Annotated in this window: 16 protein-coding genes; 7 read left to right on the forward strand and 9 right to left on the reverse strand. The window is 63.6% G+C overall.

Annotated elements, in window-relative coordinates; all coding sequences use genetic code 11:
* Window positions 1-73 precede the first annotated feature (73 nt).
* Entirely contained in the window at window positions 74-1,654 is a 1,581-nt protein-coding gene (locus DXT59_RS30260) for an ABC transporter substrate-binding protein (RefSeq protein WP_240324756.1), read from the forward strand.
* A gap of 6 nt (window positions 1,655-1,660) precedes the next feature.
* On the opposite strand, the gene DXT59_RS30265 is transcribed toward DXT59_RS30260, so the two are convergent.
* From DXT59_RS30265 to DXT59_RS30280, 4 genes are read right to left on the reverse strand one after another with little or no spacing between them, the layout of a single operon-like run.
* Window positions 1,661-3,625, reverse strand: a complete 1,965-nt coding sequence (locus DXT59_RS30265; protein ID WP_116142175.1) for an acetyl/propionyl/methylcrotonyl-CoA carboxylase subunit alpha — start codon at window positions 3,623-3,625, stop codon at window positions 1,661-1,663.
* A gap of 4 nt (window positions 3,626-3,629) precedes the next feature.
* Entirely contained in the window at window positions 3,630-5,234 is a 1,605-nt protein-coding gene (locus DXT59_RS30270) for a carboxyl transferase domain-containing protein (RefSeq protein ID WP_116142177.1), read from the reverse strand.
* A gap of 59 nt (window positions 5,235-5,293) precedes the next feature.
* Window positions 5,294-6,538, reverse strand: coding sequence for an MFS transporter (locus DXT59_RS30275; protein WP_240324744.1), 1,245 nt, complete (start codon window positions 6,536-6,538; stop codon window positions 5,294-5,296).
* Window positions 6,531-7,742: an aminotransferase class I/II-fold pyridoxal phosphate-dependent enzyme gene (locus DXT59_RS30280; protein WP_116142179.1), complete on the reverse strand. Its 1,212-nt coding sequence runs from the start codon at window positions 7,740-7,742 to the stop codon at window positions 6,531-6,533. The genes DXT59_RS30275 and DXT59_RS30280 overlap by 8 nt, the downstream gene beginning before the upstream one ends.
* A 341-nt stretch (window positions 7,743-8,083) precedes the next feature.
* Here DXT59_RS30280 and DXT59_RS30290 point away from each other — a divergent pair, with 341 nt between their 5' ends.
* On the forward strand, window positions 8,084-8,623 hold the full coding sequence (locus DXT59_RS30290) for an Mpo1 family 2-hydroxy fatty acid dioxygenase (protein ID WP_116142183.1): 540 nt from the start codon (window positions 8,084-8,086) through the stop codon (window positions 8,621-8,623).
* 9 nt (window positions 8,624-8,632) lie between these two features.
* On the opposite strand, the gene rarD is transcribed toward DXT59_RS30290, so the two are convergent.
* Together rarD and DXT59_RS30300 are read right to left on the reverse strand one after the other, a co-directional pair.
* Window positions 8,633-9,532, reverse strand: a complete 900-nt coding sequence (gene rarD / locus DXT59_RS30295) for an EamA family transporter RarD (RefSeq protein WP_116142185.1) — start codon at window positions 9,530-9,532, stop codon at window positions 8,633-8,635.
* 73 nt (window positions 9,533-9,605) lie between these two features.
* The gene (locus DXT59_RS30300; RefSeq protein ID WP_116142187.1) at window positions 9,606-9,902 is read right to left on the reverse strand and encodes an acylphosphatase; all 297 of its coding nucleotides are present in this window, start codon (window positions 9,900-9,902) and stop codon (window positions 9,606-9,608) included.
* Window positions 9,903-10,237: 335 nt separating this feature from the next.
* Here DXT59_RS30300 and DXT59_RS30305 point away from each other — a divergent pair, with 335 nt between their 5' ends.
* From DXT59_RS30305 to DXT59_RS30315, 3 genes are all read left to right on the forward strand, one after another.
* Window positions 10,238-13,231, forward strand: a complete 2,994-nt coding sequence (locus tag DXT59_RS30305; protein ID WP_162878312.1) for a sensor domain-containing protein — start codon at window positions 10,238-10,240, stop codon at window positions 13,229-13,231.
* Window positions 13,232-13,295: 64 nt separating this feature from the next.
* A complete protein-coding gene (hpnA, locus tag DXT59_RS30310) occupies window positions 13,296-14,306 on the forward strand; it encodes a hopanoid-associated sugar epimerase (protein ID WP_116142192.1) in 1,011 nt (336 codons plus the stop codon).
* A 113-nt stretch (window positions 14,307-14,419) separates the two neighbouring features.
* Window positions 14,420-14,929, forward strand: coding sequence for a hypothetical protein (locus DXT59_RS30315; RefSeq protein ID WP_116142194.1), 510 nt, complete (start codon window positions 14,420-14,422; stop codon window positions 14,927-14,929).
* A gap of 10 nt (window positions 14,930-14,939) precedes the next feature.
* Here DXT59_RS30315 and DXT59_RS30320 read toward each other — a convergent pair whose 3' ends face one another.
* On the reverse strand, window positions 14,940-16,121 hold the full coding sequence (locus tag DXT59_RS30320) for a glycosyltransferase (RefSeq protein WP_162878313.1): 1,182 nt from the start codon (window positions 16,119-16,121) through the stop codon (window positions 14,940-14,942).
* 427 nt (window positions 16,122-16,548) lie between these two features.
* Here DXT59_RS30320 and ispH point away from each other — a divergent pair, with 427 nt between their 5' ends.
* Together ispH and hpnH are read left to right on the forward strand one after the other, a co-directional pair.
* Window positions 16,549-17,493, forward strand: coding sequence for a 4-hydroxy-3-methylbut-2-enyl diphosphate reductase (gene ispH / locus DXT59_RS30325; protein ID WP_116142196.1), 945 nt, complete (start codon window positions 16,549-16,551; stop codon window positions 17,491-17,493).
* A gap of 10 nt (window positions 17,494-17,503) precedes the next feature.
* Complete coding sequence (gene hpnH, locus DXT59_RS30330; RefSeq protein WP_116142198.1) at window positions 17,504-18,655, forward strand: adenosyl-hopene transferase HpnH; 1,152 nt, start codon at window positions 17,504-17,506, stop codon at window positions 18,653-18,655.
* 145 nt (window positions 18,656-18,800) lie between these two features.
* Here the strand turns inward: hpnH and DXT59_RS30335 are convergent, their stop codons facing one another.
* Both DXT59_RS30335 and DXT59_RS30340 read right to left on the reverse strand, forming a co-directional pair.
* On the reverse strand, window positions 18,801-19,004 hold the full coding sequence (locus tag DXT59_RS30335; protein ID WP_116142200.1) for a YbdD/YjiX family protein: 204 nt from the start codon (window positions 19,002-19,004) through the stop codon (window positions 18,801-18,803).
* A gap of 14 nt (window positions 19,005-19,018) precedes the next feature.
* Window positions 19,019-21,097, reverse strand: a complete 2,079-nt coding sequence (locus tag DXT59_RS30340) for a carbon starvation CstA family protein (protein WP_116142324.1) — start codon at window positions 21,095-21,097, stop codon at window positions 19,019-19,021.
* Window positions 21,098-21,153: the final 56 nt, after the last annotated feature.

A 21,153-nucleotide genomic window follows, 5' to 3' on the forward strand; every position in this document is an offset into this window, starting at 1 on the left:
TCGAGCCATGCACAGACTTTTGCTGGCCACGGCTGCCGCGATGACGGCAGCCGTGCTCCTGACGCACATCGCGATGAACGCGCACGAGGCGGCGCCGGCACGCGGCGGCGGTCGCGCCCCGGGCGGCAAGACGCTGGTCTACTGCTCGGAAGCGAGCCCGAGCGGCTTCGATCCGGGGCAGCACACGACCGGCACGGATTTCGACGCCAGTTCGCTGACGCTCTATAACCAACTGGTTGAGTTCAAGCCCGGAACGCTCGATCTGGAGCCCGCGCTCGCGACGCGCTGGGACGTATCGGCAGATCAACGCATCTATACGTTCCATCTGCGCGGTGGCGTGAAGTTCCATACGACACCGTATTTCAAACCGACGCGCGAGTTCAACGCCGACGACGTCGTGTTCACGTTTCGCCGCATGCTCGATCCCGACGATCCGTTTCGGCGAGCCTATCCGGTTAGTTTCCCGTATTTCAGCGATCTAGGCTTCGATCGGAACATTGCCCGTATCGAGAAATTGGACGACCGAACCGTACGGTTCGTGTTGCGCACGCCCGATGTGATCTTTGCGCGCAATCTCGCGATCGACTTCGCCTCGATCCTCTCCGCCGAGTACGCGAGCCAACTCGCGCGCGAGCATCGGGAAGCCGACATCAATCAACGCCCGATAGGCACCGGCCCCTTCGTCTTTCGCTCGTACACGAAAGACGAAACCATACGCTACGATGCGAATCCGGACTATTGGCGCGCCGGCCGCGTGAAGCTTGCACACCTCGTGTTTGCGATTACGCCGGACGCGTCGACGCGCATCGAAAAACTCATCGGCGGCGAATGCGAAGTGACAGCCGCCCCGCGCCCAGCCGATCTCGATACGGTCCGGCGAGATCCGAAACTGAGGCTGCTTTCCACGGTGGGTTTCAATCTCGGCTTCGTCGCGTACAACACGCGGCACCCGCCGTTGGATCGAGTCGATGTGCGGCGCGCGCTCGATATGGCGATAGACAAGCGCGCGTTGATCGAACAGGTATATGGCGGGCATGCGCGGCTTGCGACCAATCCGATGCCGCCCGCGCAATGGTCGTACGACGATACGTTGCGCGATGCCCCTTACGATCCGCAACAAGCGAAGCGCCGCCTGCGGCAAGCCGGTTTTCCGGACGGATTCAGCCTCACTTTGTGGGCCATGCCGATACAGCGCCCCTATAACCCAAATGCGCGTTTGATGGCCGAGCTGATCCAAGCCGATTGGGCCAAAGTCGGTGTAAGAGCGACGATCGTCAGCTATGAATGGGGCGAATTCAATCGACGCGCCAAACTGCAAGGCGAGCACGACGCGATTTTGTATGGCTGGGGCGGCGACAACGGCGATCCCGATAATTGGCTCGGGACCTTGCTCGGCTGCGCCGCAGTCCACGGCAGCAATTTATCGAAGTGGTGCGATCCCGCATTCGATGCGCTGCTCGATAAAGCGCGCACGAACGGCGACCACGCCGCCCGTGTGACGCTCTATCGCGAGGCGCAAGTGATTTTCAAGCGCGAAATACCGTATACGCCCATCGCCCATGCCGTCATTTCGATTCCGATGTCCAAACGCGTGCACGGCCTCGTATTCTCGCCGCTCGGTGGACACCACTTCGAAGGTGTCTGGCTCGACTGAGCCGTTTCATGCTTCCGGCGTAATGCTCGCCAACGACTGTCCCGCCCCGACGATGTCGCCCAGGCGGCAATGAATCTCGCTCAACGTACCCGATATCGGCGCATGGATCGGGTTTTCCATCTTCATCGCCTCGACGATCGCGATCACGTCGCCTTGCGCAACCGGGCTCCCCGGCTCGATCGGCAGTGCGACCACGGCGCCGGGCATCGGCGTGACCACGTCGCCGCTTGCGCTGCCGTTCGCTTGCTGTTCGATATCCCAGCGCAGAAGCAGGCGCACGCGCGTACCGGCAATCGTCGTCTCGAGATGATCGTCGATCTCGAGCGCATGCCACACTGAACCATCGACGCGGCCATGCCATAGGCCGTCGGCCCGGGTGCCGGTCACACGTATCCGCCGGTCCTCGATTGCGACCTCGAGGCTATCGGCGTCACGATCAGTCAACTTCACCTGCAGCGCTTGCGTATCGTGCCGGTACGCGAGCCGTCCGAGGGGGGCGCCGGGATCCAATAAGGCCCGATCGAACGCACCGATCGCGCCTGCCCACGGGGAGCCCGCGCGATATGCGGCGTTCTCGCTCATTCCGATCCATGCGGCGCAAGCGGCGGCGAGCCCGATGGGTGGTGAGTGCGCACCGTGCTCGATCAAGTCGTCGACCAAATGCGTATCGAGCCGCCCTGCCTGCACGCGCCGATCGTTGAGCAGTTCGATCGCGAACCCAAGATTGGTGGTCAAGCCCAAGACGACGGTATCGTGCAGCGCTGCGAGCAGATGCCGCAAACTCTCGGCACGATCGCGCCCATGCGCGATCAACTTCGCCACCATCGGGTCGTAGAACGAGGGCACGTCGCCGCGGGTATCGAACGCGGCATCGACACGGCACCGCTGCGGCCAGCGCGTGTAGAGCGCCGCCCCCGGCATCGGTGCGAAATCGCGCTGCGGGTCCTCGGCGTAGACGCGGCACTCGATTGCATGACCCACGGCCGCGATGGCCTCTTGCCTCAGCGGCAGCGGCTCGCCGGCCGCCACGCGCAATTGCCATTCGACCAGGTCCAAGCCCGTGATGGCTTCGGTTACCGGGTGCTCCACCTGCAAACGCGTATTGACTTCGAGGAAATAGAACGCGCCGTCGGGCGCCACGATGAATTCGAACGTGCCCGCGTTGACGTAGCCGATCGCCTGCGCGCCGCGCACCGCGGCCGCGAGCAAATCCGCGCGAACTTCGCCGGGCAGATTGCAGGCCGGCGCCTCCTCGACGATTTTTTGGTGACGCCTTTGCAACGAGCATTCGCGCTCGAACAAATGCACGATATTGCCGTGCCGGTCGCCGAAAATCTGTACTTCCAAATGGCGCGGACTCGGTACGTAGCGCTCGACCAACAATCGGCCGTCGCCGAAATTCGCCTTGCCGATTCTTATCGCCCCGGCGACGGCATCCTCCAAGTCGGCCTTGTCCGTCACGACCCGCATCCCCTTGCCGCCGCCGCCCGCGACCGGTTTGAGAATCACCGGATAGCCGATTTCGTCGCAAGTCTCGCGGATCAGGCCCAATGATTCGGTTGCCACGCGCGAGCCGGGCACCACCGGTACGTTCGCGCTCGCGAGCAAGCGTTTGGCCACGGCTTTATCGCCCATTTGCGCGATCGTATCAGGCGCCGGCCCGATAAAGACGAGCCCCGCCTCTTCGACGGCTGCCGCGAACTGCGCGTTCTCCGACAAGAAGCCGTACCCCGGATGGATCGCATCGCAGCCGGTTCGCAACGCCGCCGCGATGATCGCCGCGCCGTTCAGATAACTCTCGGCCGCGCTTGCGCCGCCGATCCATTCGCGCTGCACGGCGCCGTCCAAATGGGCGGCATGACGATCCGCGTCGGAATACACGGCCACATATTCGATGGTCAGCCGTTGGCAGGTGCGGGCAATGCGGCGCGCAATTTCGCCGCGATTCGCAATCAATATCCGTTTAAACATGGCATTACATCCTGAAGACGCCGAAGCGTGTTTCGCGCGACGGCGCGCCGGCCGCAAGCGCCAAAGACAGCGTGAGCCACTCGCGCGTATGAACCGGATCGACGATCGCGTCGACCCACATCCGGGCCGCCACATAAAGCGCTTGACCTTGGCGTTCGTAGGCTTCGCGAATCGGCCGCTTGAAGGCCTCCTCCTCGTCCGGGCTGAAACTACGCCCCTCTTTCGCCATCTGCTCGGCACGGATCAGGGCCAGCACCGTCGCGGCCTGCTCGCCGCCGACGACGGACGTCTTGGCGTTGGGCCACATCGCCATCAATTGCGGGCCGATCGCGCGGCCGCACATCGCCAGATTGCCGGCGCCGTAGCTGCCGCCGATCAAAATGCTGAACTTCGGGACGCTCACGCAGGAGGCCGCGTTCACCATCTTGGCGCCATGCTTCGCGATGCCGCCGGCTTCATACGAGGCGCCGACCATGAAGCCGCTGATGTTGTGCAAAAAGAGCAGCGGGATATTGCGCTGCGCGCATAGCTCGATAAAGTTGGTTGCCTTTTGCGCGCTCTCGGAAAACAGGACCCCGTCGTTGATAAGCACGCCCACCGGGTAGCCGCCGATATGACCGGTACCGCAAATGATCGTGGTTCCGAAGCGCGCTCGATATTCGACCAGGCGGCTATCGTCGAGCAAACGGGCGAGGACCTCGCGCGCGACGATGGGCTCGCGCGGGTTCGCGCTGATGATGCCCGGCAATTCGGCCGGATCGCTGCGCGGCGGCACCGGCGCTTGCGGCGGTTCGCTCAGCCGGCCCTTGCCGCGGCGCGCGACGATATCGCGCACGAGCGAGATCGCGTGCTCCTCGCTGATCGCATAGTGGTCCGCCACGCCGCTCTCGCGCGTATGGACATCGGCGCCGCCCAACGTCTCCGCGTCGACGATGACGCCCGTCGCGGCGCGCACGAGTTGCGGCCCGCCGAGGAAAATCGAGCCGTTGCCGCGTACGATCACGGTCTCGTCGCTCATGGCGGGAATATAGGCGCCGCCCGCCGTACACGATCCCATGACCGCGGAAATCTGCGGCAAACCCATCGCCGACATCTCGGCGATGTTTCTAAAGATTTTTCCGAAGTGGTGTTCGTCGGGAAAGATCTCTTCCTGTAGCGGCAAATAAACACCGCCGGAATCGACCAAGTAGACGCAAGGCAGTCCTTGTTCGCGCGCAATCTGCTGCGTGCGCAAATGCTTGCGCAGCGTCAACGGATAGTAGGTGCCGCCCTTGACCGTCGCGTCGTTCGCGAACACCGCCACCGCATGCCCGGCGACGACCCCGATGCCCGTGACGATACCGGCGCAGGGCACCGGGTGGTCGTACACTTCGTGCGCCGCGAGCTGACCTATTTCGAAGAACGGCGTGCCCGGATCGAGCAAGAGCCCGACTCTTTGCCTCGCGAATAGCTTACCTTTGGCGAGTTGCCGAGCCTGGGCTTCCGAGCCGCCGCCGTGCAACGCCGTATCGCGTGCCTGCGCGAGCTTTTCGCGCAGCGCCGCGTAAGCGGAGAAATTGCGGGCGAACGTTTCGGAGGATGGCCGGATATGCGTATCGATTCTAGCCATGATTAGCAGTCCTAAATAAATAGTTGAAAAGAAGATTTGGATATGCGCAGCGGGTCGGATTAGTTGCCGGCTCTCGGGGGTTTGGCGGCCTTGAATCCGACCTGCAGGGCCGTCGCTAAACCGAGCGCGACCACGGCGACGGTCCAACTCGCCCCGTGGCGAAACAACACCGACGCAGCCGCGGCGATACCAGCGAGGCCTTGCTGTAAAAATCCGCAGAGCGCCATTGCATGAGCCCCGTACTCGCGAGCATCGCTGACGGCGAGCGCCATCGTGTTCGGGAATAAAACGGCCTGGCCGAAGATCGTGGCGCAGTACAACCCCATGAACAGCCACAGCGCGAGCGTATCGAGCCACGCGCCGTTCGCGGGAAGCACGTGCACGAACCAGATCGCGGGCATGGCCAGCGTGGCGATGCCGATAATGCCCGCGCCCTTGCGCATCAACGCGCGCCCGCCTAAGCGTCCGACGAGCCGATTGACCACCATGGCGCCGCTGAAATAGGCGAGCCCGATCAGCAACCCGAACCCGCCGAAATCCATGACCGCTAAGTGGAAGTGCTCGCGGAAAACGAACGGGCTCACTTCCTGCAACGTCACGGTCGTCGCAAACCCGAGCCCGCCCGCGCACGCGGGCCCGATGAAGCCCGGCCGCCGCAGCATCGCGCGATAAGCACGCCACATCCCGCTGTCGGCCGCCGCCACACCCGGCTGCAGCGGCACCGTCAGGACGAGCGCCGCGGCGCCCGCGGCGGTCAGCGCCATCAGCGCGAAACCGGTCTGCCAGCGGCTGTACTGGCCGATCAATCCGCCGAGGAACTGCCCGCCTCCCAACGCCGTGATAAAAGCGATCGACAACACCGACAAACGACGCGCCAGTTCGTCGCCCGACCAATTGTCCCGAACCACGATCCGAGCGATGATCGCCGCGCCGCCCCCGCCGATCCCTTGCAACGCGCGCAGCGTCAGCAATTCGGGCGCGGTGCGAGAAAGCATCAATAACCCGCTGGTGACCGCGAACAGGGCAAGCGAAATCAGCAGCGGCCGGCGGCGCCCCCACCGTTGCGCGGCCTGCCCCCAAAACGGCACCGGCACGGCCGCGCCGATCACGAAAATCGAAATCGACAGTTCGGCCAGACTTTGGCTCATGCGCAAATCGCGCGCGACGATCGTCAATGAGGGCAGATAGACCGTGGTGGCCATCTGCGCCATGAATACGATCAGACAGGCGGTCAGCATCGTGCGCGAGCGGCGCGTCGCACTAGCCGCGCTTGCACCGAGGGCTGCCGCTGGTTCGTTATTCATGGTCGTTCTTGAGTTGGTTCAGGGCGGACGCGAAGCGCCGGATGTCATCGTCCTGCATATTGGCGCGAACCATGATACGCAGCCCCGCGCGGCCTTTCGCGATCACAGGGAAAAAGATTGGCGATGTGTAAAAGCCTTGCTCGAACAAGCTTTTGGCATAGAGCACCGTATTTTCCTCGGAGCCGATCGAAATAAAGCGTATCGGCAAACCATCGCCTCGGCTTTCCGAGTCGATGAGTTCATCGAACAGGCGCACCTTGTCCTGCAACTGTGCCTGCAATTGGCCCAGCAACGCGGAGCGATGAATGCCGGCCGACGCGATAATCGCGCCAAGGCCCGCGGTGTTGATCCGCTGAGACCAGGTAATCGGCCCACCGAACCGGGTCGCCAAGTCATGACGCAACCGATCCTCGCGCCGCCCGAGAAAGATCGCCCCGCCCGAGGCGCCGAAGCCCTTGTTCAGCGAAGTGACGATCAACGTGCGGTCGTTGATCTCGCCCATCGTCTCGAGCACCAAGCCTCGCCCGTGCCGTCCGAGCGTCGAGAAACCGTGCGCCTCGTCGAAGAACAAAAACAGCCCGTACTTGTGCTGCAACTGCAATAGCTCCCTGACCGGCGCCTGGCCTCCGGTGCTATACACGCCATCCGCCACATAGGCGATTCGGCGCCCGCTTTTGCACAAGTCCTCCAGCGCGTTCAAATCGTTGTGGCTGATTGTCTGCACCTCGGCCTCGTCGGCGCATATCGGCTTCATCATGTTCAAGCAGAAATGCGCGTTCTTGTCGAAGACCATGACGGGCGCGATCCCATCGGTCAATGCGCCGCTGGCCAACAGAGGCAGACTCGCCGCTGCCGCCGCCGCGCACGAAGGCGTGGTCAGCACTTGCGCATCGACGAGATCGGCCAGCGCGGCCTCGGCGCGCTGCAGAATATCGAACTGAACGCGGATCCGCGAAATCGACGTATTGAGCGACCCTGTGTTTATTACGGCGTCGGCGGCGGCACGCAAAATGTCCGGGTGAGAGTCCAATCCGAGGTACGAATAGGACGACATGTTCAAAAACGATTTCTCGCTCGATATGACTTGATGGAAGCCGTCATTCAGATTACGCGAAACGATATTCGCGAGTCCCGCTTCCGTTGTGACGTCCCAGAAACGGTTGCTCAATTCAATGGCTTTTTTGGTGTTGGTATATTGGTGCATGGCAGTTCCAGGCTGATAAACGTGCGGGCAGATTGCGGAATGAGTAAGACGCCGGGAACCGATTTTTTGTAATAAGGATATCCGGATCGGAGTTTGTCTAGGCTTTTCCCGCTTGCGGCAAGGTGCTCGCCGTTATGCTGAGAAAATCGAAGAGTTGTTCTATTGATCTGTACGACTGCCGGGTCTGATTGGGATCCCAGTGCGTCCCGAACTGCCCCGCGGAAGCGGCATTCAGTGCGAACACAACTTTTATGCGAATGACACATTCAATCGCTTGAAGAAGCGAGACGCTCATGCGATGGTTCGAAGATTCGTAGCGGCCTACTAACCGGACGGCGTCCATGAAGACCTTGACCGACCAACTCGCACAATATGCGTCCTATCACCGCGACCGGCGCAACATTGCCACGCATTTCGTCGGCATCCCCATGATCGTGCTCGCGTTGGGCGTTTTGCTAAGCCGCCCGCACTGGCAGTTCGAATCATTGCCGATCGCGCTTTCCCCAGCGCTCATCGTGTTCGGCTGCGCCACTGTCTACTACGTCGCGCTCGATGTCGTGCTGGGGTTGGCGATGGCGGTTTTTTCCGCGGCGTGTCTTGCGGCCGGCGCATGGCTTGCGTCTGAACCTACGACTGTTTGGGCCGTTAGCGGCGCGGCTCTCTTCGTCGTCGGGTGGATCTTCCAATTCGTGGGACATGCCGCTTACGAGCATCGCAAACCCGCGTTTGCCGATGACTTGATCGGTCTCGTCATCGGCCCGCTTTTCGTGCTGGCAGAAGCGCTCTTCGGTTTCGGCTGGCGTCGCGCTCTGCGCGATGCCGTGGAGCGCGAGGCCGGCGTGCTGCGCGAGCGCCAACAAAGCCGGCGGCACGCGGCCTGACCTGTTTGTCTAATCGCGTTGCTGCTCGCGCAATAGCAACACGCTATGCACGGCAGTCATGGCGACAGCGACCCAGATCGGTGCGTACGTGCCGATCTGGGTCGCCGATAACGTCTCGCCGAGCAGAGTGACCGAGAACAAGACGAGCAGCACCGGCTCGACATAGCCGAGAATTCCGAACAGCGCCATCGGCAAGAGGCGGCTCGCGGCAAGATAGCTCGCGAGCGCGACGGTACTCAACGCACCGAGACCGGGCAAATACGCCGCCCACAGCAGCGGCTGGTGCAGCGCCGCCTGGGCCCCGGGACGCAGCGCGACCAAGGCGACGGCAACCGGCAGCAGAAGCAGCATCTCCAGTGCGAACGTCGCGAGCGAATCGCCGCCGAGCTTGCGCCGCAACATGAAATAAGGCGGATAGCCCACGGCGACGACGAGCGTCGGCCACGAGAACGCATGCGTCACCCACAGTTCGTGCGCCACCCCAAGCGCGGCGAACCCCACCGCCAGCCATTGCAGCGGCACCAGTCGTTCGCGATAGTAGATACGGCCGACGAGCACCATCGAGAGCGGCAGCAAGAAATACCCGAGCGACACCTCGAGCAGCCGGCCATGCAACGGCGCCCACATGAAGAGCCAAAGCTGTAAGCCGAGCAAAGCGCTCGCAGCGACGAGCATGGCCGCTCGTAACGGCTCGCGCACCGAAGCCCATGCCAGCGCTCTGAGCTCGCCCCACCGGCCTCGCAACCAAACCAGCAGCAACGCTCCGGGCACGGTCCAGACGATACGCCAGGCAAAAATGTCGAGCCCGTCTAGCGGTCGCAAGATCCGGGTATACACCGATAACAGCGCGAACAACGTCGTCGCGCCGACGGAAAGCGCGATGCCACGCCCCATGGGTTTTCGATTCATCTGTGTGCGCGGCGCGCCAGTGTTTTTGCGGCGCGCGGCGCCGCCGGTGAGAAAGCCGCGGGGTATCCGGCGTTCAATGTTGTTCGAAGCGCACAAAACGCTTGTCGACGTGGCGTTCTTCGCTCACGCAATCGGTTACTCGGGCGGACGGCGGCCCGCGCCGCATCCATTCCAACATCCGGTCGATTTGGTTGGCCGGGCCTTGCAGCATCGCTTCCACGGAGCCGTCCGCGACGTTGGCGACCCACCCCGTAATTCCGAGCGCATGCGCTTGCCGCAGCGTCGCATGCCTAAACCCGACGCCCTGCACCACGCCGCGCACGCGAACGTAATATGTCTCCATCTTCTTGTCCAAATCCGGGCCTTCCATTGCCATTCTCCACAGCGAACGCTTCAACCACCGCATTGTAGTCGCCCGCCCGAAATCGTTTTTGTCCAGTTCTTGCATTCCGCGCTAAAGAAAATCCGGCCGGTTGTCGTTAAATGTTCTGATTGCGTATGCGCGACGGCTCAATTGGCGAGAGGGGACCTATAGTGGCGCTACAGAATCGAGCGGCACGAAGCGCTCGGAACCGCCTCCTGAAAAACTGGCTGGACGAGCACAGCACCACCATCCTGACCCTTATCGTTTGCGCGATCGCGGTCGGTATCGTCGCGTTCGGCGCGAGCGAAATCTTTGCGGCCCGCCAGCTCGACGATGCTCAAATGACACGAGCGTTACACGTTCGTGACAACGTCGAGCAATTGGAGGGGCTGTATGCCGAAGCCGACGCGGACTTCCTGCACCTCGTTGCCGATCCGGATTCGCACGCGGTACCGTGGCCCGTTGCCCGCATCGAACGCGTGGAACGAACGCTCGACGCCCTGAGCCAAGCGTTCGGGCCCGCGTCCGCGCGTGCGCGCGATATCGAAGCGCTGCGCGAGGCGACACATGAATGGCAGCGCGGCATTGCGCAAACGGCCCTCGGGGAGCAGTCCGAAGGCTCCTATGTGCTGCTTTCGCGCGATACCCTACTATCCGTCGAGGATAGCCGTCATCGGGTCGCCGTCGGCTTGACGAGTCTCGGCGCCGCGCAGGCCCTCGCGACGGGCGCGCGAGCCAGCGAGGTGGCGCGCCGCTATGCGTCGGAGCGTATCGCATTCGCCGCCGCCGCCGCGGCCGCCTTCGTTTTTCTCGTTTACGGTTTCCTTGCCAACCATCGCATCGGGCTCGAACGCGCCCGGGCACGCATTTCCGCCGAGGAAGGCGAGGCGCGCTTCCGCGAATACTTCGAAGAGCATCCGCTGCCGATGCTCATCTACGACATCGAAACGCTGACGATCGCCGCGATGAACCGCGCCGCGATGCGGCAATACGGATACGAGCGCGAGGAATTGGAGGGCATGTCGATCGCCGCGTTGCGCCCGCCCGAGGATAGAGCCGAGTTCATCGCGCGTTTCATCGAGTTGGCCGCCGCCATGGGCGATACGGGCGGTTCGACGAGCGGCTCGACCTCTGTCCGCACGCATGTACGCAAAGACGGCTCGCGTTTGTGCGTCGAACCGTCGTATCACTTCCTCACTTATGACAACCGGCGCGCTTGCTTCGTCGTCGCGATCGACGTGACCGAGAAAGAAACCGCAAAGGAGGCGCTGCAGCAGTCCAAGCAAATGCTCGAAGCGGTCATCGACAGCGTGCCGCAGCGTATCTTCTGGAAAGACACGGAATCGCGCTATCTCGGGTGCAACCGCGCGTTCGCGCAGGACGTGGGATTGAACGACGCCTCGGACATCATCGGGCTGACCGACTACGATCTGCCATGGCGCGCGGGCGCGGAGCAGGCGCGCCTACGCGACAGCGAAGTGATTCAAAGCGCGGAGCCGGTGACGAATTACGAAGAGTTTGCTCCGGCGGCAAGCGGCGCGTGGCGATGGCTGCGCAAAACGAAAGTGCCGCTGCGCAATACGCATGGCGAAGTCATCGGCTTGCTCGCCACGTACGAAGACATCACCGAGCGAAAGGGCGTGGACCTCGCGCTGCGTTTGCGCAGCCGCGCGCTCGATGCGATCGTCAATGCCGTATTGATCACGCGCGTCACCGAAGACGGCGATTTGATCGAGTACACGAACCCGGCCTTCGAACGCATCACCGGTTATTCCGTGAACGACGTCAAAGGACTGGATTTCCGAATCTTGCACGGCGAGGATCGCAATCAGGAGGGCATTGAAACGATCCGCCGCGCGCTTGCAGAAGAAAACGAAGTCACCACGCTGTTGCGCAATTACCGCCGCGACGGAACGCTCGTCTGGAACCAGGTTTATATTGCGCCCGTGCGTGACGACCACGGCAAAGTGACGCACCATATCAGCGTCGTGAACGACGTCACCGAACTCGTGCAATCGCGCGATTTACTCGCCCAGCAAGCCAATTTCGATTCGCTGACGGCTTTGCCGAACCGCTATCGCCTCGGCGAACGCCTCACCGCGGCCATCCGCGACGCCGAGCGCGACGGCACGCGCGTCGCCGTCGTGTTCATGGACATCGACCACTTCAAGGACGTCAACGACAGCCTTGGGCACGGCATCGGCGATCGCTTGCTCCAGGAAATCGGCGCGCGGCTCGCCTCATGCGTCGGTAACGCCGATACGGTCGCGCGCTATGGCGGCGACGAGTTCGTCATCGTGCTTTGCGAAGGCGCGCACGAAGACCGGCTCACGGAGGTACTCGCCCGCGTCTCGCAGGCGTTCGCGCGCCCCGTTTGGATCGACGATACGGAGTTCTACGTCGAGACCAGCATCGGCGTGGCCTGTTACCCGGCCGACGGTCCCGATCCCGAGACGTTGCTGCGTCGCGCGGATCTCGCGATGTACCGCGCCAAGTCGAACGGGCGCAACGCGCTGCAGCGGTTTACCCCGGAGCTGGGACGGCGAGCCGACGAGCGCCTCGCGCTCTCGCGCCGGATGCGCGCCGCGCTGGCCAACGGGGAATTCCGCCTCGACTATCAACCGCAGGTCGATTTGCAAACGAATCGCGTGACGGGCGTCGAGGCGCTGCTGCGCTGGACCGACACGGAACTGGGCCCCGTCAGCCCGGCGACCTTCATCCCCATCGCCGAGGAAAACGGCTTGATCGTGCCGATCGGCGAATGGGTCATGCAGCAGGCTTGCTTCCAAGCGCGTGTTTGGCAGGAGACGCTGCCCGGGCTGCGGATGTCGGTCAACCTCTCGCCGCGGCAATTCGCACGCGGCGACATATTGCGCGTGGTGCAGCGCGCGTTGGCCCGCGCCCGCCTCTCGCCTCGCCTGCTCGAGATCGAGATTACCGAAGGGGCTTTGATGACGCTCGGCGCGCTAGATGTTTTGCGCGCGCTGCGTGCAATGGACATCGACCTGGCCATCGACGATTTCGGTACCGGCTATTCGAGCTTGTCGTATATCCGCAATTTCCGCGCGGAGCGCCTGAAACTCGATATGTCCTTCGTCTCCGGCATCGGCCGCCATCGCGAAGACGAAGTCATCACGCGCGCGATTCTCTCGCTGGGCCGCGCGCTCGGCTTCAAGGTCGTCGCCGAAGGCGTCGAGACCGAAACGCAGCTCGCGTTCTTGCGCCGCCACGGCTGCAGCGTCGTGCAAGGCTATCGCTTCGCCCGCCCCATGCCCGCCGCCGATGCGCACGCGTTCATCCGCGATTTCAACGAAGGGGCGATCGTCTACGGCTGAGCATCGGCGGCATAGCAAGTACAATCTCGCCGCATCTACGTAACGAACGCATCCGCGTTACACCATGACCGAATCATCAGGCGATCTCGTGCTCGTCACGGGCGCATCGGGTTTCGTCGGCTCGGCCGTCGCCCGGGCCGCCCTCGCGCGCGGCATGCGCGTGCGCGTACTCGTGCGCGCAACCAGTCCACGTAAGAACGTCGAATCGCTCGACGCCGAAATCGTCGTCGGCGACATGCGCGACGAGACGTCGATGCGCGCCGCGCTGCGCGGCGTGCGATATCTCTTCCATGTGGCGGCCGACTATCGTCTCTGGGCCCCGGACCCCTCCGCGATCGAGCGCGCGAACCTGGAAGGCACCGAGGCGACGATGCGCGCCGCCCTCGCCGAAGGTGTCGAACGCATCGTCTACACGAGCAGCGTGGCGACGCTGAAAGTCACGAGCGAAGGCCGCGTGGCCGATGAAACGGTCCCGCTAACGGCTCAGCAGGCGATCGGCGTCTATAAGCGCAGCAAGGTGCTGGCCGAGCGCGCCGTCGAACGGATGATCGATCAAGACGGACTGCCCGCCGTCATCGTCAACCCCTCCACGCCGATCGGGCCGCGCGACGTTCGCCCCACGCCCACGGGCCGTATCATCGTCGAAGCCGCGCTCGGCAAGATTCCGGCCTTCGTCGACACGGGTCTGAATCTCGTGCACGTCGACGACGTGGCGCAAGGCCATCTGCTGGCGCTCGAGCGCGGCCGGATCGGCGAGCGCTATATCCTGGGCGGCGAGAACTTGCCCTTGCAGCGCATGCTCGCCGATATCGCGCACGAAACGGGACGCAAACCGCCGACGATCAGCTTGCCCCGCTGGCCGCTTTATCCGCTCGCCGTCGGCGCCGAATACGTGGCTAAGCTGACGAAGCGCGAACCGTTCGTGACCGTCGACGGCCTCAAGATGTCGAAGAACAAGATGTATTTCACGTCAGCTAAAGCCGAGCGCGAAATCGGCTATCGGGCGCGGCCGTATCTCGAAGGCCTGCGCGACGCGCTGCAATGGTTTCGCGAAGCCGGTTATTTGAACGCCTGAGTGAAAGCCCGAGGCGCGTTGCGTGCATTTTGTTACAACTGGACGGCGCCGCGCCCCGATGTGCTCGGCGCGCAGCCGGTAGAATCGCGTCTCTTTGGTAGAGATAGTCGGGCATGAACCTGGAAGAACAGATCGGTGCGATCGACGCGCAAGTCGATCGGCTCAGCGAACTCGTCCGGCTCGCGCAGGCCGCCGCCGAGCGCGCCCATGCCGAGCGCGCCGAAGCGCAAGACGCCGCCCGCGCGGCGAGCACGGCCGCGGCACAGGCGCCCCGAGCCGAAGCCCAAGCAAGCGAGGTCAAACCGACGCTGCGCGTCGCGCGTCCGTCGCACAACGAGGTGACGCTGAGCATCGGTACCCAAACCGTGACGCTGCACCCCGAGCAGATCGGTCAATTGATCGAGGAGCTCGCCAACGCGCGCGCCTCGATGACGCCCGAGCCGCCGATGGAAGTACCCGCCGGCTGGCGTTTCGCCGCCACGAAAAACCCCGTCATCGGCATGCAAAAGCAAGCGAACGGCGATCGTTTGCTGATCGCGCGGCATACGGGCCACGGCTGGGTGCCGTTCACGTTTTCGCCCGAAGCCGCCGTCCAGCTCTACATGATGTTGACACAGCGCTAAGACGCGGGCCTTACCCGCCTTGCGCGGGGGCTTGCACGCGCGCTTTCCACTGGCCGCCCTTGCCGCGCCAATAGCGCACCGCCGACGCGAGCGTCGCGCCGACATAAAACAGCGCGACGAGCGGCAACGCGGGTGCCCAGAGCGGCGAGCGGCCGTAATAACGCAGCATCGGCGCATACGCGCAGCACATCGCGCCCCAGGCGAGCCAAGCCGGCCAGCCCTTCGCGCCGAGTGCGAGCGCGACGACGGGCGGCGCGAGGTAAATCACGGTCATGCCGATCAGCGTGCCGACCAGCAGCCACGGCGAATAGCGCAGTTGCGTGAAGGCCGTGCGCGCAATCATGTTCCAGATCTCGCCCGGACCGTCGTACGGGCGCAGCGAACGGCTGCGGGCCGCCACGTCGAGCCGGATCGGATGGCCGCCCTGGCCGCGATGCTTGATGCGCGCCGCCAGCGAGCAATCGTCGATCAGTGCCGCGCGAATCGACTCCATGCCGCCCGCCTCTTCGAGCGCACCGCGCTTGACGAGCATGCAGCCGCCGGCCGCGGCCGCCGTCTTGTTGCGCGGGTCGTTGACCCACGCGAACGGATAGAGCTTGGCGAAGAAGAAGACGAACGCCGGAATCAGCGCCTTTTCCCAAATTGAATCGCAGCGCAGGCGCACCATCAGCGAGACGAGATCGCGGCGCTCGCTCGAGGCCTGGGCCACCAGTTGCGTGAGGGCGTCGGCGGGATGACCGATATCGGCATCGGTCAACAGCAGATAATCGGCGGGCAATCCGCGCGCGGCTACCGCCGCCACGCCTTGCGACTGCGCCCAGACCTTGCCCGACCAACCCGAGGGCAGGGGTTCGGCCTGAATCACCGTCAAGCGCTCGGCGCGGCCCGCCGCGGCCGCGGCGGCACGGGCGCGATCGGCGGTGCCGTCGGTGCTATGGTCGTCCACGACGATCACATGGAATGCGCCCGCGTAGTCTTGCTCCAGCAAAGACGTCACGGCCGGACCGATGACGTCCGCCTCGTTGCGCGCCGGTACCACGGCCACTACGGCCGGCCATGGATCGATCGCATCGGTGCGCTCTTTCGGTACCGGCGGAGCGCAGCGCGTGCGCCAGAATCCGCCGCGGGCGAAGAGCAGGACGCACCAGATGACGAGCGAGAGCAACGACAAACCAAACAGGATGGCGGTCATACGCGCCCCCGAAGCGTGGCGGCCACGCAACGGGGTGCGTGCGAAGGCAAGAGCGGGACGGCGGCGGCGTCTGGCGCCGCGCAACCCGGAAAACGGTACGAACGATGAGCGAAAGGCATCGAGCCGGCCAAAAATGAAAAGAATTTGAAAGATTGGATGCGATAAAACCGCAACCGATCTCGCGAAGTCCGTTAGTTTAGCGGGACGCCGGGCATCATGCGGCACACGCATTGCGAGGGCGCCCTGACATTCTTGCAACGCCCGATTACCCGCTTGGGAGCGTTCCCGGCCCGATAGCGTTAGAATGCGCGTTTGGGTTGGTTTGCCGGCTATTACGCCCGCTTTCTAAAAATAGTTGGAGTCTGGGCGATCACGCCGCTAATCGCCGGCGGTTCGATACCCCGATTCGGTCGGAGTTCGCCATAACATGCGAGTCATCCTTGCTCAACCCCGCGGCTTTTGTGCGGGCGTCGTCCGCGCGATCGAGATTGTCGATCGCGCACTGCAACGGCACGGTGCGCCCGTGTACGTGCGTCACGAAATCGTGCACAACCGGCACGTCGTCGAAAACCTGCGCAGCAAGGGTGCGCGTTTCGTCGAAGAACTCGATGAGGTGCCGCACGGCGCGGTCGCCATCTTCAGCGCGCATGGGGTTGCGCAAAGCGTCGAACGCGATGCCGAGGCGCGCGGCCTCGACGTGCTGGACGCCACGTGTCCGCTCGTGACGAAAGTGCACGTGCAGGGCCGCCAATACGTGGCGGCCGGCCGCACGTTGATTTTGATCGGTCATGCCGGGCATCCCGAGGTGGAAGGCACGATCGGTCAGATCCCGGGCAAGGTCCTGCTGGTGCAGAGCGAGGCCGAAGTGGCCACGCTCGACTTGCCGTTGGACACGCCGCTCGCGTACGTCACGCAAACCACGCTGTCCGTGGACGACACGCGCGGCATTATCGAAGCGCTAATGCGGCGCTTCAGCAACATCGTCGGGCCCGATACGCGCGACATTTGCTATGCCACGCAAAACCGGCAAGCCGCGGTGCGCGAATTGAGCGAGCAAGTGGACGTATTGCTCGTCGTCGGCGCGACGAACAGCTCGAACTCGAACCGTCTGCGTGAAATCGGCGCGGAAACGGGCGTGCCGAGCTACCTCGTGGCGGACGGCTCGGAAATCAAGCCGGAATGGTTCGCCGATGCCAAAGCGGTCGGCATCACGGCCGGCGCATCGGCCCCCGAGGAAATGGTCGAACACGTCATTGACGCGCTGCGCGCGCTCGGTCCAGTCGAAGTCACGACCATGACCGGCCGCGAAGAGAAAGTCGAATTCAAGCTGCCGGCGAAGCTCACCGAGCCCGTCGCCGCGCGCCAAGTTTAAGGAGGTTGCTGTGTCGATCCCGCTTTTGCAAAAAGTTCGCGTTGGTGCTTACATTGCGCGCCAGCATTTCAGCGGTAACAAACGCTACCCGCTCGCGCTGATGCTCGAGCCGCTGTTCCGCTGCAACCTCGCTTGCAACGGCTGCGGGAAGATCGATTATCCGGATCCCATCCTGAACCAGCGGCTATCGGTCGAAGAGTGCCTCGGCGCCGTGGACGAGTGCGGCGCGCCCGTCGTCTCGATCGCGGGCGGCGAGCCGCTGCTGCACAAGGAAATGCCCACGATCGTGAAGGGCATCATCGCGCGCAAAAAGTTCGTCTATCTGTGCACGAACGCGCTGCTGATGGAAAAGAAAATGGACGACTACGAGCCGAGCCCGTACTTCGTCTGGTCGGTTCACCTCGACGGCGACCAAGCGATGCACGATCACTCGGTGTCGCAAGAAGGCGTCTACGAGAAGGCCGTGGCCGCGATCCGCGAAGCCAAGCGCCGCGGTTTCCGCGTGAACATCAACTGCACGCTGTTCAACGACGCTCAGCCCGAACGCGTCGCCGCGTTCTTCGACACGCTCGGCCCGATGGGCGTGGACGGCATCACCGTCTCGCCCGGCTACGCCTATGAGCGCGCCCCCGATCAGCAGCACTTCCTGAACCGCGACAAGACCAAGCAGTTGTTCCGCGAAATCTTCAAGCGCGGCAATCGCGGCAAGAACTGGTCGTTCAGCCAATCGGCGATGTTCCTCGACTTCCTCGCCGGCAACCAGACCTATCACTGCACGCCGTGGGGCAACCCGGCACGTACCGTGTTCGGCTGGCAGCGTCCGTGCTACCTCGTCGGCGAAGGTTATGCCAAGACGTTCAAGGAACTGATGGAAGAGACCGACTGGGACAAGTACGGTACCGGCAACTACGAAAAGTGCGCCGACTGCATGGTCCACAGCGGCTTCGAGGCGACGGCCGTGATGGATACCGTCGCGCACCCGCTCAAGGCGCTCGGCGTGAGCTTGCGCGGTCCGAAGCTCGAAGGCGCGTTCGCGAAGGACATTCCGCTCGACAAGCAACGTCCGGCCGAATACGTCTTCTCGCGCCACGTCGAAATCAAGCTCGAGGAAATCAAGGTCGCGGCCAATTCGAAGTCCTCGCGCACGGCTGCGGCGCACTGACGGCACGAACGGCAACGCTAACGGCTAACGGGCGCGGCGTTTTGCGCGTCGCCCACTAAAAGCGGCGCGGTCCCCAAAAGGACCGCGCCGCTTTGCTTTTGCGCTTCGCCACACGCACCGTGCGGCGACTCGATGACTCAACTCGTCAACAACACTTGCCCGCGCCGGAGCCATACCGAGCGTTTTGCCGTTCCCTGAAAAACGCCTCGTAGCTCATCGGGGCCCGGTCGGGATGCGTCTCGCGCATATGCGCGACATAGGCATCGTAATCGGGCAAGCCGACCATGAGCCGCAAGGCCTGCCCGAGGTAGCGGCCCGCGCTGCGCAGTTCGCTTAGATTCGAGAACATCGCGATGCCCCGTTTCAGCGCGCGGCGACACCCGCGCGCGCGGCCGGGACCGCCTCGAACGGCGTCTCCGACGAACTGGGCTTAGCCGCGGCGCGCGCACGCACGATCGCCGCGATGCCATAGACCACCATGCTCACCACGACCGCCACGAACAGTCCCGTCAAGACCGCGTCGACGTAGTCGTTGAACATGACGCGATGCATCTGCGCGATCGATTTTGCCGGCGCCAAGACTTTGCCCGCATCGGCCGCATCGCCGAGTTTCGCCGCGTGCGCGAGAAAGCCGACTTTCGGGTTGGCCGAGAAAATCTTTTGCCAGCCGGCCGTCAGCGTGCAGACGAGCAGCCACAGCGTCGGGACGATCGTGACCCACGCATAGCGTTCGCGCTTCATCTTGAACAAGACGACGGTGGCTAGCACGAGGGCGATCGCCGCGAGCATCTGATTGGACACGCCGAACAGCGGCCACAACGTATTGACGCCGCCGAGCGGATCGACCACGCCTTGGTACAGGAAGTAGCCCCATGCGGCCACGCATAGCGCCGTCGCGATGAGGTTGGCGGCCAACGACTCCGTGCGCTTGAGCGCGGGATGGAACGCCCCGAGCAAGTCTTGCAGCATGAAGCGTCCCGCACGCGTGCCGGCATCGACGGCGGTCAAGATGAACAGCGCCTCGAACAAGATCGCGAAGTGATACCAGAACGCCATCATCGCGGGTCCGCCGATCACGCGATGCAGGATCTGCGCCATGCCGACGGCCAGCGTCGGCGCGCCGCCCGCGCGTCCGACGATCGTGCTTTCGCCGACGGCTCTCGCCGTCTCGGTCAGCATGTCGGGCGTGAGCACGAAGCCCCATTGCGAGATCGTGTGGGCGACGGCATCGGGCGTCGTGCCGAGCAGCGCCGCGGGCGCGTTCATCGCGAAGTAGATGCCGGGCTCGATGACACAGGCCGCGACGAGCGCCATGATGGCCACGAACGACTCCATGAGCATCGCGCCGTAGCCGATGAAGCGCGCGTCGCCTTCATTGGCGAGCAGCTTCGGCGTGGTACCGGAAGCGATCAGCGCATGGAAACCCGATACGGAACCGCACGCGATCGTGATGAACAAGAACGGGAACAGATTGCCCGACCACACCGGGCCTGTTCCGTCGACGAACTTGGTCAGCGCGGGCATCTTCAATTCGGGCGCGACGATCAGAATGCCGAGCGCAAGACCGACGATGGTGCCGACCTTCAAGAACGTCGACAAGTAGTCGCGCGGCGCGAGCAGCAGCCAAACCGGGAGCACGGAAGCGACAAAGCCGTAGCCGATCAAAATCCACGTCAGTTGCACGCCGCTGAAGGTGAAGCAGGCGGCAAGCGCCGGCGTGTCGTGCACGTATTGACCCGCGGCGATCGATGCCATCAGCAGCACGAAGCCGATGATCGACACTTCGCCGATGCGTCCCGGGCGAATGAAACGCGTATAGATACCCATCAGCAGCGCGATCGGAATCGTCGCCGCGACGGTGAAGGTGCCCCACGGCGAATTCGTCAGCGCTTTGACGACGATGAGCGCAAGCACGGCCAGGATGATGACCATGATCAAAAATGCGCCGAACAGCGCGATCATGCCGGGCACGGGCCCGAGTTCCATCTTCACGAGATCGCCGAGCGAGCGGCCGTCGCGCCGTGTCGAAAGAAACAAGACGACGAAGTCCTGGACGGCGCCGGCAAAGACGACGCCCGCGAGAATCCACAGCATGCCCGGCATGTAGCCCATTTGCGCGGCGAGCACCGGGCCGACGAGCGGCCCCGCCCCGGCAATCGCGGCGAAGTGATGGCCGAACAGCACGAACCGGTTCGTGGGGACGTAGTCGAGCCCGTCGTTGTGCCGCACGGCGGGCGTCATCCGATTGGGATCGAGTTGCAGCACCCGCTCGGCCACGAATCGGCTATAGAACCGGTAGGCGATCAAATAGACGCAGACCGCGGCGATGACGATCCATAACGCGCTGACGCGTTCTCCGTGTGCGAGGGCGATGGTGCCGAACGAGTACGCGCCCGCTAGCGCGAGCACGATCCAGAGCGAAAACCGGGCGAGCCGATTCATCGGATTCATGGAGTCTCCTAATCATTGTTCTGAGAAATTCCGGCCGGGCGGCCGGC

Origin of the sequence: Trinickia diaoshuihuensis (assembly GCF_003390925.1) — a bacterium.
GTDB classification, from domain to species: domain Bacteria; phylum Pseudomonadota; class Gammaproteobacteria; order Burkholderiales; family Burkholderiaceae; genus Trinickia; species Trinickia diaoshuihuensis.